Consider the following 14,964-nt stretch of genomic DNA (forward strand, 5'->3'; position numbering starts at 1 on the left):
CAGGTAACCAAAAATGAAAAATATAAAGGATATGAAATTAGGAATAACAATATGGGTTGCTCTACTGGTAGTTCAATTTACGGTAGCGCAACAAACGCCGGGTGATAAGCAAAACGAGGCGGTTTATATAGAAGGGGCTACCGCACATCTGGGCAATGGGGAGGTTGTAGAAAACTCCCTAATTATGTTTCAAGAAGGCAAGCTGACCTTTGTTGGAAGTGCCATGACTAAAATTGCTCGAAGGGGAAGAAAAATAAAGGGCGATGGAAAACACGTCTACCCTGGATTTATCGCGCCTAGCACATCTTTAGGATTGGTAGAAATCGATGCAGTGAGAGCCAGTAGGGACCAGGATGAGATTGGAGAAATGATTCCCCATATAAGAAGCTTGATTGCCTATAATGCCGAATCAAAAGTGGTGGAAAGTATGAGGCCCAATGGTATTCTTCTTGGCCAAATTACGCCTCAGGGGGGGCGAATTTCCGGTACTTCCTCCATTGTTCAATTTGATGCTTGGAATTGGGAAGATGCCGCAGTAAAAGCAGATGATGGCATCCACTTAAATTGGCCTTCTAGCTACCATCGTGGCAAGCCAAACGAAAATTACTCAAATCAAATAGCTGAGGTTAAAGAATTTCTGAAGAACTCCTTGGCTTACGGAAAAGCTGATACCAAAGAGCTAAACCCCGCTTTTGAGTCCATGCAAGGGATTTTTAAAGGGGGGCAAAAACTTTATTTAAACGCCAGTGGCGAAAAGGAGATTTTGGATGGAGTAAAAGTTTTGAAAGAAAACGGCGTAAAGGATATTGTTCTGGTGGGTGGATATGAGGCCTACAAAACCATTGATTTTTTAAAATTGAACGAGATTCCTGTGTTGGTAAGGCATACGCATATGTTGCCCCATTCTGATGATGAGGATTATGACTTGCCCTATAAATTACCGGGAATTTTGGTGGAAGCAGGGCTTCTTGTGGGGCTCCAGAATTCGGAAACTTCCAATTTTCAGACAAGGAATTTGCCCTTTTTTGCGGGGCAAACCGTAGTTCATGGTTTGAGTAAAGAGCAAGCTTTGCAGTTGATTACCGGTAATACGGCCAAAATTTTGGGTATTGATAAGGACTTTGGTACGCTTGAAAAAGGTAAAAGTGCTACTTTATTTATCTCCGAAGGCGATGCATTGGATATGAAGGGCAACCGATTGATTCACGCATTTATTGATGGACGGGAAGTCTCTTTAGAAACCCATCAAACGGAACTTTGGAAACGGTATTCGGAAAAATACGAAGGCAAGTAGCAATTAACTTGCAGGGAAAAATGTAAAGGTTTGTCCTTTTTCGAAGACTTTTTCTCCTGTAGGTACTTTTATAAATCCGTGGGCTTGGGCTAAATTGACCAAATCACCCGAGCCATTGCCTTTTATTAAACGGGCATGCAGTTTTGAGCCTTTCCAGTGGGTTTGTACCTGTAAAAATAAGGTCAATGTAGGGTGCGGATTCACTTCTTCTTGCAAGGTCACTTCTATATGGGTAGAAATATCCCCATTCACAACCTTGAGCCACGACAGAAAATAGACGTGATAATTAGCAAATGTAGAAACGGGATTTCCTGGGAATGAAAATACCACGCTGCCTGATTTTTCATGGCGACCAAACCAAAACGGCTTTCCCGGTCTTTGAGCTACCCGGTGAAAAATCTTTTCCACACCCAAACTATTCAATACTTCTGGGATGTAATCAAATTTTCCTTTGGAAACACCACCGCTTAACATCAACACATCAAAATCCTCTAAAACTTGTTTTAGCTTGCTTTCTATGGCTTCTTTAACATCGGGAAGATGTACCAACTCATGTGCTATCCTTTGGTTGGATAAGGCAGCGGAAAGTGAAATTACGTTCGATTTTCTAATTTGATGCGGTTCAGGAGTATCATGTACTTCCACAAGTTCGTTTCCGGTAGAAATTACACAGATTCTGGGAGCTTTTTGAACCAGTACCTGATGCTTGCCCACCGATGCCAAAACCCCTATCACGGCCGAAGTAATTTGGGTCCCTTTTTTTAGGATGACTTCCCCTTTTTCAATATCACTCCCTTGCGAATGGATGTTCTGCCCTTTTTTGGGGGTGGAGGTGATCTTGGCGATGCCGTTTGAAATTTCGGTCTCCTCGTACATGATAATTGTGTCCGCATCGTGGGGTAGAACGGCTCCGGTCATTATTTCCAAACAATGAGAGGCGTTCTCCAATCGTTGTTGGGACAGGCCGGCACTCAGCACTCCCTGTACAGGAAACTCGGTAATTCCCTCTTCAATGGCCCTGTAATTAATGGCAATACCATCTTTGGTAGATCGATTAAAAGGAGGAAAATCCCTATCAGCCATAATGTCTTCTGCCAAAATTCTATGGGTAGAAGAGAGCAGGGGAAGGGTTTCTGTGCCTAACTCGATGGTATGGCTCAGAACCTTTTCAAACGCTTCCTCAAAAGAAATCATAATCTGGGAATATGCGATTAGGCATTTGATTTTTTACGCTTCCACAGCCAGCTACCTACAAAGTAAGCGACCAAGGCGATGATAAAATATTTGAAGTAGGACACGGGTTCACCTTCTCCATTAACCGTTGTAAAAATTCGGTCCCAACGGGGCTTCCAATTAAAAATTCCCTCATTGAAATTATCAACGCTCATCCAAATAAAAATAGGTGTCCCCACAATGTGATTTTCGGGAACATACCCCCAAGCACGGCTATCTTCTGAATGATCCCGGTTATCACCCATCATCCAATAATAATCTTGCTGAAAAGTGTAAGAATCGGTTACTTGGCCGTTCACCTTAATTTGATTGCCGGAAACACTCAAGGTGTTGCCTTCATACTCTGTAATGATTTTTTTGTAAAGGGGAAGCGATTTTAAATCGAGTTTAATCGTTGCCCCTTCCTCTGGAATATAAATAGGACCCATTTGGTCGTAATTCCAAGGGTACATTGGGTTCTGTGGGAAATTGTTATAGCCCGCCACTCCTTTTTCATCCAATTCTTTTACTACGGAATCAATGGAGTTGTTCTTTTTTAGTTCAGCGACCATTTCATCGGTAAGGGCCGCAATACGTTCCCTAGGTGTTTCTTCGGTCATGGCCAAGCCTTGACTTCTAATAACATTGACAGGAATACCGCTAGCTTTGGTGTACAGGGCAATTTTCCCATCCGTAGTACGGTCAGAACCGATAAGGTACTTTCTAATAGCATCAAATTGAGTCTGATTGATAGCTCCGGTGAGATATTTCCGCTGAAAATCCATGACCCCAATTTCTTGCAGTAATTTAGAAGAAACCCCTTTGTTGGCATAAACTGTATAATCATATTGCGGTTTGGCACGATCCGATAATTGCAACTGTTTACCGTCTATATAAACGTAACCATCAATAATTTCAAGGGAATCACCAGGTATACCAACGCAACGTTTAACGTAATTTGATTTCTTGTCGATGGGTTTGTCTACTCCAGCTTCTTTCCTGAAAAATTGGCGAACGGTATCTGCAGGCCAACTAAAGACCACAATATCGTTTCTATCAACCTTTGTAAACCCAGGTAGCCTAAAATACGGTAATTGGGGTTTTTTAAGGTATGATTTGGTTCTAACGATAGGTAATGTATCATGAACCATAGGTGCGGCCACAGTGGTCATGGGCGTTCGTGCCCCATAATGAAACTTGCTTACGAATAAGAGGTCTCCCACACGTAACGTACGCTCCAAAGAAGGAGTAGGTATCACGTAGGGCTGAATAAAATAAGTATGTACCAAGGTAGCGGCTATAACCGCAAAAGCTATGGAGCTTACCCATTCTCCCATGGCAGTGGTAGGGTGTAAACTTCGGTTTTCAATGAATTTTACATCAAGGGCATAATTTACATAATAGATGTAAAAACCAAGGGTTAATATCACGATCCACGTTTCAGCCGTGCTATTTCTGCCAAAACTTCTAATGGTCTCGATCCAGATGATGGGGAACATTAAAAGATTGATAATAGGAATGAACAGCAAGACCGTCCACCAAGTAGGCCTATTGATAATTTTCATCAGAACGATGGCATTGTATACGGGAACTGCTGCTTCCCAAGCCTTTCTACCGGCTTTTACATACAATTTCCACGTGCCTAAAAAATGAATAACCTGAACGATCAGAATAAATAGTAACCACTGTGTAGCGTTCATTTTGAGAGTATTATATCGATTGGTTTAACGCAAATAAGTTCTTTCTTTGGATAATCAATAACAGCTTAACCTAGGTTTAACACATCTTTCATGGTGAAAATGCCTTTTTTTCCCTTGATCCATTCCGCAGCAATAACGGCTCCCAATGCAAAGCCTTCCCTGTTGTGGGCCGTATGCTTTATTTCAATGGAATCTACCTTGCTCGTATAATCTATAGAATGTGTACCGGGAGTCATTCCTATTCTTTTGGCGGTAATGGGAATTTCGTTTTCTGCGGCATTTTCCAATTTCCAACCTTTGTAATCACTGTTGTTTATGATGCCCTCCGCCAAAGTAATGGCCGTACCACTGGGTTCATCCAATTTTCGGGTGTGATGAATTTCTTCCATGGACACTTTATACTGGTCCAAGGACTTCATCATTTTAGCTAAATATTGATTGAGCTCAAAGAAAATGTTCACTCCCAGACTGAAGTTGGAAGCGTAAATAAACGCACTGTCATTATCGGTACATATTTTCTTGGCCTCCTCAAATTTATCAAGCCAACCGGTAGTGCCTGAAATTACGGGAACCTTGTGCTCAAAACATTTGGTAATATTTTCGTAAGCGGCACTGGGCATGCTAAAATCGATGGCAACATCCATTTGAGAAAAATCGATTTCTTTCGTGTCTACCTCAATTTTTGCAACAATTTTATGGCCTCTGTCAAGAGCAATTTGCTCTATCATTTTTCCCATTTTTCCGTATCCGAAGAGTGCTATATTCACCGTTGATGTAGTATTAAAATTTTTATTGAATGGCCCAAAAATAAGGTTTGAAACCCATTTTATAGGCTAATTGTAAGTTTTTGTGCAAAGTGGACGCCATTACCCCTAAAATTTAATAGTCATTGTCATGCCGTAATGCGGTACATTGGCTACGGGGTCTAGGTCAATGTAAGGTTGCATATCAAAACTAAGGTCGTCATCTACATTAAATTGCTTTAAATGTGCATCTACGTTGGCATCAACAATATTGAGGGCATATAGTGCTACAGAAACCAATAAGAGTAAATCGCGATCTCTTTGATATCGTTCTTGTTGGCTCTGAAGGTCGTCCGTTTCCAAATCTGGACCGGAGCCATCACCATTTAGGTCATAAAATTCATCGTCTGTAAAACCGGCCTGTCTTCTTTTGAAAGCTGTCCGAAAACGATCATACCTACTATCATTCCACGTGTATCCATATACGGCTGCACCAATAGCGCCATAGACTAAAGGAACTTTCCAGTAACGTTTGTTGTATACCTGACCCAGACCGGGTAAGACTGCGGAGTAAAATGCAGCTTTACTGGGCGCCAAAGGATTTATGGACCTATTCTTTTTGGTTTTTACAGTATCTACAACCACGATACCCTCTTCTTTCATAGAGGTTTGAAGGGAATCTATTTCTTTTGTAGGTGTCTCTTGTTCTTGGGCAAATGTGCTGCAAACAACCAATGCCCATAAGAACCATATCATTATGGATTTATTCACCAAGTATCAATTTTTTGATTCTTTTGAATTCTTCTTCGGAGTGAAATGGTATGGTTATTTTGCCTTTGCCTTTATCTGTTGCAGAAACGGCAACTTTTACGGATAAACGGTCCGTAAAGGTGTCTGCTCCTTTTTTAACAAAGTCCGGAACGCGTTTTGTTTTTTTGCCTTTGGTATCTTCTGGCCCGGAACGGTATTCCTTTACTCTTTTTTCTGTTTCGCGTACACTTAGGTTCTCACCAACAATTTTTTCGTAAAGAGCAATTTGGTCAGATTTCTTTTCAATATTAACCAATGCCCTGCCATGTCCCATACTTAGAAAACCGTCTCTCATACCGGTTTGGATAATTGGGTCTAAACGTAGAAGCCTTAAATAATTGGTGATGGTAGACCTTTTTTTACCAACACGCTCACTCAATTTTTCTTGGGTAAGTTCAATTTCGTCCATAAGACGTTGGTAGGACAATGCAATTTCAATGGGGTCTAAATCTTGGCGCTGAATATTTTCCACCAAGGCCATTTCCAAGGATTCTTGGTCGTTGGCTATACGAATGTATGCGGGAATGGTCTCAAGTCCGATTAATTTAGAGGCGCGGTACCTGCGCTCACCGGATACTAGCTGGTATTTGTTAAAATCTAGTTTTCTTACGGTAATAGGTTGGATAACGCCTAGCTCCCTAATGGAAATGGCCAATTCTTGTAATGCCTCGTCATTGAAGTTGGAACGTGGTTGAAATGGATTGACCTCAATGGCTTCAACATCCAATTCTACAATGTTGCCCACTACTTTATCGGCATTTTTGTCCGATGCAGATTTAATATCGTTGTCCGGGTCTTTCAATAAAGCCGAAAGTCCACGGCCCAATGCTTGTTTCTTTGTTGCTCTCGCCATTAAGCTATTTCTTTATTTTTCTTGACCACTTCATTGGCCAAGTTGAGATAATTGGTAGCTCCCTTACTACTGGCATCATACTTTATAATGCTCTCCCCATAACTTGGGGCTTCGCTCAAACGTACATTTCTTTGAATAATAGTATCAAAAACCATGTCTGCAAAATGTTTACGAACTTCCTCTACTACTTGGTTGGATAACCGTAAGCGTTGGTCGTACATGGTCAATAGCATACCTTCAATATCTAAGTTGGGGTTGTGTACTTTCTGTACACTCTTGATCGTATTCAATAATTTGCCCAAACCTTCCAAAGCAAAATATTCGCACTGAATAGGAATAATTACTGAATCTGCTGCCGTTAAGGCATTTAAGGTCAATAGCCCTAAGGAAGGAGCACAATCTATTAAAATATAATCATAGGTATCACGAAGTTCGGAAATGGCCTTTTTCATCATATATTCCCGGTCGTCCTTGTCCACAAGCTCAATTTCAATGGCAACCAAATCTATATGTGCCGGTATCAAGTCAAGATTAGGAGAATCCGTTTTTATGATGGTTTCCTCTGCTTTTTGGGTCAATTCCAAGAGCTGGTAAGTTCCCAATTCAACCTCTTCCACATCAATTCCTAAGCCCGAGGTAGCGTTGGCCTGAGGGTCTGCATCAATAAGAAGAACCTTTTTTTCCAACACCCCAAGGGAGGCCGCTAAGTTAACGGTAGTAGTGGTTTTACCCACTCCGCCTTTCTGGTTTGCTATAGCAATTATCTTGCCCATTATTCGTGATTGTTAGAGGGTAAAAATACGATTATTTACAATGTGATTGAAACCATTTTGTTAACACAAGGTGAATAACCGAGGTATTTTGCGTTAAAGTTGGTTAAGTAAAAAGATATTCGATGAAGTACAGTCCTGGAGTTGATTAAAACGTTACTCTTCGTTTTTTACTTGTAAACTATCTTCATACTCAATTAGGTAAATTTCCTCGTTTTTTTTCTTTAGATAATATTTTTCCCGGGCAAATTTTTCCAATTCATCAGGATCGGACAGTTTTTCCAGTATTTTCTTGTCCTTTGCAATCTCTTGCTTCAGGAATTCCTGTTGTTTTTCAAGCTTGTTGATTTCTTTTTTGAGCTCTAGGTGAATCAACAAGGAATTGGTATCAAAAAAAAGCATCCATATAACAAAAACCGTTGCTACCAAGATGTACACATTGGTAAGCAGGCTAAACCATTTCTTTTGTCTTAATTCTTTAAGGCCCATTTAAACTAGGTTAATTTCTCATTGATAATTGTTTTTACAATGTCTATGGCCACGGTATTGTATTTGTTATTGGGTATGATGATGTCTGCATATTCTTTACTGGGTTCAATAAATTGAATATGCATTGGCTTAATACTACTTTGGTATTTTTCTAAGGTTTCATCTAAATTCCAGCCGCGTTCATTTACATCGCGTTTTAATCGTCTAATGAGGCGTTCGTCAGAATCAGCATGAACAAAAATCTTAATGTCCATCATTTTTCGTAATCGGGAATTGGTTAAAATCAAGATGCCCTCCACAATTAAGACCTTGGTTGGGTGAACCGGTACGGTTTTGTCCGTACGATTGCATTCTAGAAACGAATACACAGGTTGCTTCACCGAATGCCCGTTTTTAAGTTTTACCAAATGTTTTTCCAATAGTTCAAAATCAATGGAATGGGGGTGGTCAAAATTGGTCTTTCTCCGTTCTTCCAATGGTAAGTGGGACAAGTCGTTATAGTAAGAATCTTGTGAAATAACGCCCACTTCCCCTTCGGGTAGTTCATCTATAATTTGATTGACCACTGTGGTTTTTCCACAACCGGTTCCTCCAGCAATCCCTATAATCAGCATTCCAAGTAATTTTTTGACAAAAATACATATTTGAAGTGCAAATGGGTACAATTCTGTAAAACGTTGTTGGCATGCTCATGCTTCATACTTATATGCCTAATTTTGTACCATGCAAAATGAGAATGTAAAACCTAATTTTGAGTTCATTGCGTTAATGGCATCCTTGATGTCCATTGTGGCATTGGCCCTAGATGCTCTTTTGCCGGCATTATCTCAGGTAGGTGAATCCATCAACAGTTTTGATGCCACTGATAACCAGATGCTTATTACCATGATTTTTTTGGGATTGGGCATTGGTCAACTCTTTTTCGGTCCGCTTTCTGATAGTTACGGAAGAAAACCCATTGTATATGCTGGTTTCATACTTTTTGCCTTGGGTAGCGCTGTTTGTTTGTTGGCGCCCAATTTGACCATTATGATCATAGGAAGAATGATTCAGGGAGTAGGTCTTTCGGCACCCCGAAGTATCGCAATTTCAATCATAAGGGATACTTACAAAGGGGATTATATGGCCCGAATCATGTCTTTTGTAACGGCCTTTTTTATATTGGTTCCTGTAATTGCACCCGCTACCGGAAAGTGGATTATGGATGCTTTTAACTGGCAGGCCATATTTTATGTGCAGCTGTTTTTTGCAGTAATTATTTGTATTTGGTTCTGGAAACGACAACCGGAAACCCTAAAACCTATTTATAAAATTCCGTTTTCTTTAAAAGTTTTTAAAAACGGGACCTTGGAATTTATCAAATACCGGGAGACCGTTGCATTTACCTTTACTTCCGGATTTATTACCGGGGCTTTTTTGGTCTACCTAAGCGGTTCTCAACAGGTATTTGAGGAACAATATGGTCTGGTAGAATCCTTTCCCTATATTTTTGCGGGATTGGCGGTTTCCATTGGGCTGTCTACACTATTAAACGGGACACTGGTCATGCGTTTTGGAATGCGACGGTTGGCGCTTATGGCCTTGACCGCCTTTTGTGCTATTGCGCTGTTATACGTTTTGGTTTTCTGGAACCAACCTAATCCATCGGTATTTGTTTTGGTATCATTTCTTTCGCTACAATTTTTCTGCTTAGGTTTTCTTTGGGGAAATTTTAGATCCATTGCTATGGAACCCATAGGTCATATTGCAGGAATTGGAGCTGCCATTAATGGCTTTGTTTCCACAGTGATTGCAGTGCCCATCGCCAGTTTTATCAGTCAGTATGTGATAGATAGTGTGTGGCCTATGTTTTTAGGTTTGGCCGTTTGCGGACTTATTTCCTTGGCCATTATGTTGGCCGTTACGAAAAAGAAAGTCGCTGCGAGATTTTCTAGGGGATAATAAAAAAGGCTCTCGCCTTTAAGACAAGAACCTTTGAATTATTTCGTCACGTTAATTTAAAGCGCTCCGTTGATGATTTCTTCTACTACTTCCGGATTAAGAAGGGTTGAGGTATCACCTAGGTTAGAGGTATCCTTAGAGGCGATTTTACGTAAAATACGTCTCATAATTTTACCACTTCGTGTTTTTGGCAATCCAGATACAAATTGGATTTTGTCCAGTTTGGCAATAGGGCCAATATGTTCTGTGATTTGTTGATTGATTTCCTTTGCCAGATTTTCCCTGTTTCTGCTTTCCCCAACTTCCTTGAGAATAACATAACCATACAGGGCATTTCCTTTGATATCATGGGGGAAACCAACAATGGCACTTTCCGCCACGGCCGGATGTTCGTTAATGGAATCTTCAATAGGAGCCGTTCCTAAGTTATGACCTGAAACAATCACCACATCGTCTACGCGACCTGTTATTCGATAATATCCAACAGCATCCCTAAAGGCGCCATCCCCTGAAAAATACATGTCTTTATAAGCGGAAAAATACGTATCTCGGTAGCGATCGTGGTCTCCCCAGATTGTTCTGGCTATTGATGGCCATGGATATTTGATGCAAAGCCTACCGGAAACCTGTTTTCCTTTTAGTTCCTTCCCTTCTTCGTCCATTAAAGCTGGTTGAATGCCAATAAAGGGCAAGGTCGCGTAGGTAGGAGTAGTGGGTGTCACATAGGGGATAGGTGTAATCATAATACCTCCGGTTTCGGTTTGCCACCAGGTATCGACAATAGGGCTATTTTTCTTTCCAACATTGGTATTGTACCAGTGCCAGGCTTCCTCATTAATGGGTTCCCCAACGGAGCCTAACACTTTTAATGAAGATAGGTCGTATTTATCAATAAACTCTAGATTTTCTTTTGCCAAAGCCCTGATTGCCGTTGGTGCGGTGTAAAACTGAGTGACCTTGTGTTTTTCTACAACTTCCCAAAATCTTCCAAAATCAGGGTAGGAGGGCACACCTTCAAACATGACGGTTGTGGCACCGTTGGCCAAGGGTCCGTAAACAATATACGAGTGTCCTGTAATCCAACCAATATCGGCCGTACACCAATATACATCTTCCTCACGGTATTGAAAAACATTTTTAAATGTATAGGCCGAGTAAACCATATAACCGCCGGTGGTATGTACCATTCCTTTTGGTTTTCCGGTAGACCCGGAAGTATAAAGAATAAAAAGTGGGTCTTCGGCATCCATAATTTCAGCCACACAATCCGCGTAAGCTTCATCTAAAAGAGGTTGCAACCAATGGTCGCGCCCATCTTTCATAGGAATATCGGTATTGATTCTTTTGGCGACCAATACACTTTTTACACCAGGGCAATTGTCCAACGCCTTATCTACAATACCTTTTAAATCAATAGTTTTAGATCCGCGGTACGAACCATCAGAAGTAAGTACAATTTTACAGTCACTATCATTGATTCTTGCGGCCAACGCACTAGAGGAGAATCCTGCAAAAACTACGGAATGTATAGCTCCAATACGTGCGCAGGCCAAAACGGCCACTGCGAGCTCTGGAATCATGGGTAGGTAGATACAGACCCTATCTCCTTTTTTTACACCTTGGTCCAAAAGCACGTTGGCCATTCTACAGACTCTTTCGTGCAAATCGCGGTAAGTGATGTGCTGTGCTTCTTCATTGGGGTCATTGGGCTCAAATAAAATAGCCGTTTTATCGCCTCGGGTTGGTAAGTGCCGGTCGATACAGTTTTCGGTTATATTTAATTTTGCGCCTTCAAACCACTTTATTTCAGGTTTTGAAAAATCCCAACTAAGAACATTGTTCCATTTTTTTCTCCAGACAAAATGCTCTTCGGCAATTTCTTCCCAGAATGCTTCCGGATTTCTAACGGACTTTCGGTAAACTTGAAAATACTCTTCTAGGTGTTTGATGTGGTAATTACTCATTCGTGTGCTCTATTTCTCTAAAATTAAATAAAAAATTAATGTGATGACGCCTCTCCGGCACCACTTGGTATTCTAATATCTTCTACTATTTCTTGTACATCTTCCGGTGGTGGGGGGGTGAATTTCATGATGACGATGGAAATGATAAAATTCACCAGCATTGCAACGCTGCCAAAACCCTCCGGTGAAATACCGAACCACCAGTCTTTTTCAAGGGAAGCAACGGCTTCTTTACCCCCGTCGAAAATTCCAAACTTAAATTTCAGCATGTAAAAAATCATCAGTGAAATTCCAATGACCATGCCCGCAATAGCACCTTCCTTGTTCATTTTTTTGTAAAATATGCCCAGAACAATAGCCGGAAAAAAAGAGGCTGCGGCCAACCCAAATGCCAAGGCGACAACCGCAGCTACAAACCCGGGTGGATTGATGCCAAAATAGCCTGCAATAACCACTGCAACGGTAGCAGCGCCTCTCGCGGCCCAAAGTTCTCCCTTTTCGGAAATAGTGGGGACAAATACTTTTTTGATCAAATCATGGGATACCGATGCGGAAATTACCAAAAGTAACCCTGCAGCCGTAGAAAGGGCAGCCGCCAATCCTCCGGCAGCCACCAAAGCTATGACCCAAGGGGGCAAATCCGCGATTTCCGGATTGGCCAATACCATGATATCACGGTCTACGGTCAACTCATTTTTGGTAGCATCTGCCACATATTGAATTTTGCCATCCCCGTTTTTGTCCTCAAATGCCAATAGACCCGTAGTTTCCCAATTTTTGAACCATTGAGGCATGGAGGCATATTCTTTATTGCTCACCGTATTAATCATATTGGTTCTGGCAAAAACAGAAACTGCAGGGGCGGTGGTATATAAAATGGCAATTAGTAAAAGAGCCAATCCGGCCGATTTTCGAGCGTCTTTCACTCTTTTTACCGTAAAAAACCGGACAATCACATGGGGCAATCCTGCCGTACCCACCATCAATGCCAATGTAATCATGAATACGTCAATTGTAGATTTTTTGCCATCGGTGTATTCGGCAAAACCTAGTTCGGTCGAGAGTCCGTTTAACTTGTCCAATAAGTACATGCCCGAGCCGTCATTTAATTGGGATCCCATACCTAATTGAGGAATGGGATTTCCGGTCATTTGAATGGATATAAAGATGGCAGGCACCATAAAGGCAAAAATCAATACACAATACTGTGCTACTTGAGTATAGGTGATGCCCTTCATTCCTCCTAAAACGGCGTAAAATAGAACGATGACCATACCAATGATCACTCCGGTATTGATATCTACTTCTAGAAATCGTGAAAAAACGACGCCTACACCACGCATTTGCCCGGCAACGTAGGTAAAAGACACAATTAGGGCACAGATGACCGCTACAATACGAGCGGTTTTGGAATAATAGCGGTCGCCAATAAAATCGGGAACAGTGAACTTCCCAAACTTACGCAGATAGGGGGCCAATAGCAGAGCCAATAACACATAACCGCCTGTCCACCCCATAAGGTATACCGAACCGTCATAACCGGCAAAGGAGATGATTCCGGCCATGGAAATAAACGATGCGGCGGACATCCAATCAGCTGCGGTGGCCATTCCGTTCGCAAGGGGAGAAACGCCTCCACCTGCTACATAAAAGTCATTTGTGGAACCGGCTCTTGACCAAATGGCAATGCCAATGTATAGTGTAAATGTAATACCTACGAGAAGGTACGTCCAGGTTTGAACATCCATAGTTTAAGTTTTTGGTTAGCCTTTTCAAAAAAGGTGGTTGGTGTAATTATTCGTTGTAGCCGTATTTTTTGTCCAAAGAGTTCATTAGGCGTACGTAGACGAAAATGAGTACAACAAAAACATAAATTGAACCCTGTTGGGCGAACCAAAACCCCAATTCAAAGCCTCCCATTTTAATCTGGTTGAGGGCATCTTTAAAAATAATGCCTGCGCCATAGGAAACCGCGAACCATATTGCCAGAAGAATGAACAGATATCTAACGTTTTCGCGCCAGTAGGCACTGGCCTTTTTTTGTTTGTCGGACATTGAGATAGTAGCGTTTAAGTTGTAAGCTACTAATATAACGATTTCGAATGTTTTAATTCGGTAAAAACACCACTCCGCTCGAAGAATCTCTTTTTGCTCCGGTGACCGAACTAAGAACGTTGATATCGTTTTCTAATCGTAGAGCGCCCATTAATGCAAAAACAAGGGCTTCTTTAAATTCGATGAGTTTTTTTTCAGGAACCACCACTTTAGTGGTGCTGCCCAATTTTTCTTGTAATACTTCCAATAAGTAATCATTGAGCGCTCCACCGCCCGTAACAAAAAGGGTCTGATCGGTGGACACTGAATTTTGCTTAATTTGAATGGCTACCTGTTCGCAGACATGGTGAATACTTGTACAAAGTAAATTGGCCATGCTATCATTGGTCTGGTCTACAATGGGGACCACTTTGTCAACAAACCATTCAAAACCGATGGATTTCGGGTAGGGTAGACCGTAAAACTCCAAATCGTTCAATTGTTGCAACATGTTGGCATTGACCACTCCGCCACGAGCGAGCATACCGCCTTTATCATACTCCAAACCTTCCTTTTGGGTGATATGGTTGAGAATCATGTTGGCTAAGCCAATATCATAGGCAATTCTTTTTCCTTTTTTTTCAAAGGACACATTGCTGATGCCGCCCAAATTGAGGCAGAAATCATAATCGCCAAAAAACAATCGATCGCCTATAGGTACAAGCGGGGCTCCCTGGCCGTTGAGCGCGATATCATTGGTGCGAAAATCACAGACCGTTTTCACCCCTGCAGCATTCGCCAAATGTTGTCCCGAACCAATTTGAAAAGTAAGTCCGTTTTCAGGTTGATGATGAGTGGTGTGCCCGTGACTGGCAATGGCGTCAACTTCTAGCTGCTTATCTTGGATAAATTGCAAGGTTTGTTCGCCCAGCCAAGTACCATATGCATTATGAAATACTAGAAGTTCATCGGCCTTCAGGTAAATGGAGTTTTTTAATTTTTCCTTCATTTCCTTGGAATAGGAAATGCTCATGGTTTCCGCTATTTCAAAATTAAAAGCTCCTTCTTTTTCTTGAATGATGCAATACGCCAAATCCAAACCATCCAGCGAAGTGCCTGACATTAAACCGATTATCTTGTGAGTTTTCATCATC

Annotated in this window: 14 protein-coding genes; 2 read left to right on the forward strand and 12 right to left on the reverse strand. The window is 41.4% G+C overall.

Annotated features, from left to right (window positions below; all coding sequences use genetic code 11):
• Positions 1-31: 31 nt before the first annotated feature.
• The gene (locus tag IL355_RS14750) at positions 32-1,294 is read left to right on the forward strand and encodes an amidohydrolase family protein (RefSeq protein ID WP_192462890.1); all 1,263 of its coding nucleotides are present in this window, start codon (positions 32-34) and stop codon (positions 1,292-1,294) included.
• Between the two features lie 3 nt (positions 1,295-1,297).
• On the opposite strand, the gene IL355_RS14755 is transcribed toward IL355_RS14750, so the two are convergent.
• The 8 genes from IL355_RS14755 to udk all read right to left on the reverse strand — a co-directional run bounded on the left by IL355_RS14755 (position 1,298) and on the right by udk (position 8,485).
• Complete coding sequence (locus tag IL355_RS14755) at positions 1,298-2,488, reverse strand: molybdopterin molybdotransferase MoeA (protein ID WP_192462891.1); 1,191 nt, start codon at positions 2,486-2,488, stop codon at positions 1,298-1,300.
• Between the two features lie 17 nt (positions 2,489-2,505).
• Entirely contained in the window at positions 2,506-4,206 is a 1,701-nt protein-coding gene (gene lepB / locus IL355_RS14760; RefSeq protein WP_192462892.1) for a signal peptidase I, read from the reverse strand.
• A gap of 65 nt (positions 4,207-4,271) precedes the next feature.
• Positions 4,272-4,973: a 4-hydroxy-tetrahydrodipicolinate reductase gene (gene dapB / locus IL355_RS14765; RefSeq protein ID WP_192462893.1), complete on the reverse strand. Its 702-nt coding sequence runs from the start codon at positions 4,971-4,973 to the stop codon at positions 4,272-4,274.
• 105 nt (positions 4,974-5,078) lie between these two features.
• A complete protein-coding gene (locus tag IL355_RS14770) occupies positions 5,079-5,720 on the reverse strand; it encodes a DUF5683 domain-containing protein (RefSeq protein ID WP_317175502.1) in 642 nt (213 codons plus the stop codon).
• Entirely contained in the window at positions 5,713-6,612 is a 900-nt protein-coding gene (locus IL355_RS14775; RefSeq protein WP_192462894.1) for a ParB/RepB/Spo0J family partition protein, read from the reverse strand. The genes IL355_RS14770 and IL355_RS14775 overlap by 8 nt, the downstream gene beginning before the upstream one ends.
• A complete protein-coding gene (locus IL355_RS14780) occupies positions 6,612-7,385 on the reverse strand; it encodes a ParA family protein (RefSeq protein ID WP_192462895.1) in 774 nt (257 codons plus the stop codon). Before IL355_RS14780 ends, IL355_RS14775 begins: the two co-directional genes overlap by 1 nt.
• A 153-nt stretch (positions 7,386-7,538) precedes the next feature.
• Positions 7,539-7,871: an FtsB family cell division protein gene (locus tag IL355_RS14785; protein WP_192462896.1), complete on the reverse strand. Its 333-nt coding sequence runs from the start codon at positions 7,869-7,871 to the stop codon at positions 7,539-7,541.
• Positions 7,872-7,876: 5 nt separating this feature from the next.
• Positions 7,877-8,485 carry a uridine kinase gene (udk, locus tag IL355_RS14790; RefSeq protein ID WP_192462897.1) on the reverse strand — a complete coding sequence of 203 codons (609 nt, stop codon included), beginning with the start codon at positions 8,483-8,485 and terminating at the stop codon, positions 7,877-7,879.
• Between the two features lie 109 nt (positions 8,486-8,594).
• Here udk and IL355_RS14795 point away from each other — a divergent pair, with 109 nt between their 5' ends.
• Positions 8,595-9,812, forward strand: a complete 1,218-nt coding sequence (locus IL355_RS14795; RefSeq protein WP_192462898.1) for a multidrug effflux MFS transporter — start codon at positions 8,595-8,597, stop codon at positions 9,810-9,812.
• 56 nt (positions 9,813-9,868) lie between these two features.
• On the opposite strand, the gene acs is transcribed toward IL355_RS14795, so the two are convergent.
• Genes acs through IL355_RS14815 form a run of 4 tightly spaced genes read right to left on the reverse strand, consistent with a single transcriptional unit; the run spans position 9,869 to position 14,963 of the window.
• Positions 9,869-11,776 (reverse strand): acetate--CoA ligase, encoded by a 1,908-nt coding sequence (acs, locus tag IL355_RS14800; RefSeq protein WP_192462899.1) that lies wholly within the window; start codon positions 11,774-11,776, stop codon positions 9,869-9,871.
• Positions 11,777-11,811: 35 nt separating this feature from the next.
• Positions 11,812-13,524, reverse strand: coding sequence for a sodium:solute symporter family protein (locus tag IL355_RS14805; RefSeq protein WP_192462900.1), 1,713 nt, complete (start codon positions 13,522-13,524; stop codon positions 11,812-11,814).
• A gap of 46 nt (positions 13,525-13,570) precedes the next feature.
• Positions 13,571-13,831: a DUF4212 domain-containing protein gene (locus IL355_RS14810; RefSeq protein ID WP_192462901.1), complete on the reverse strand. Its 261-nt coding sequence runs from the start codon at positions 13,829-13,831 to the stop codon at positions 13,571-13,573.
• Positions 13,832-13,883: 52 nt separating this feature from the next.
• Positions 13,884-14,963, reverse strand: a complete 1,080-nt coding sequence (locus IL355_RS14815) for an anhydro-N-acetylmuramic acid kinase (RefSeq protein WP_317175503.1) — start codon at positions 14,961-14,963, stop codon at positions 13,884-13,886.
• Between the last annotated feature and the right edge of the window lies 1 nt (position 14,964).

This window comes from Euzebyella saccharophila, from assembly GCF_014855495.1.
Taxonomy (GTDB): domain Bacteria; phylum Bacteroidota; class Bacteroidia; order Flavobacteriales; family Flavobacteriaceae; genus Euzebyella; species Euzebyella saccharophila.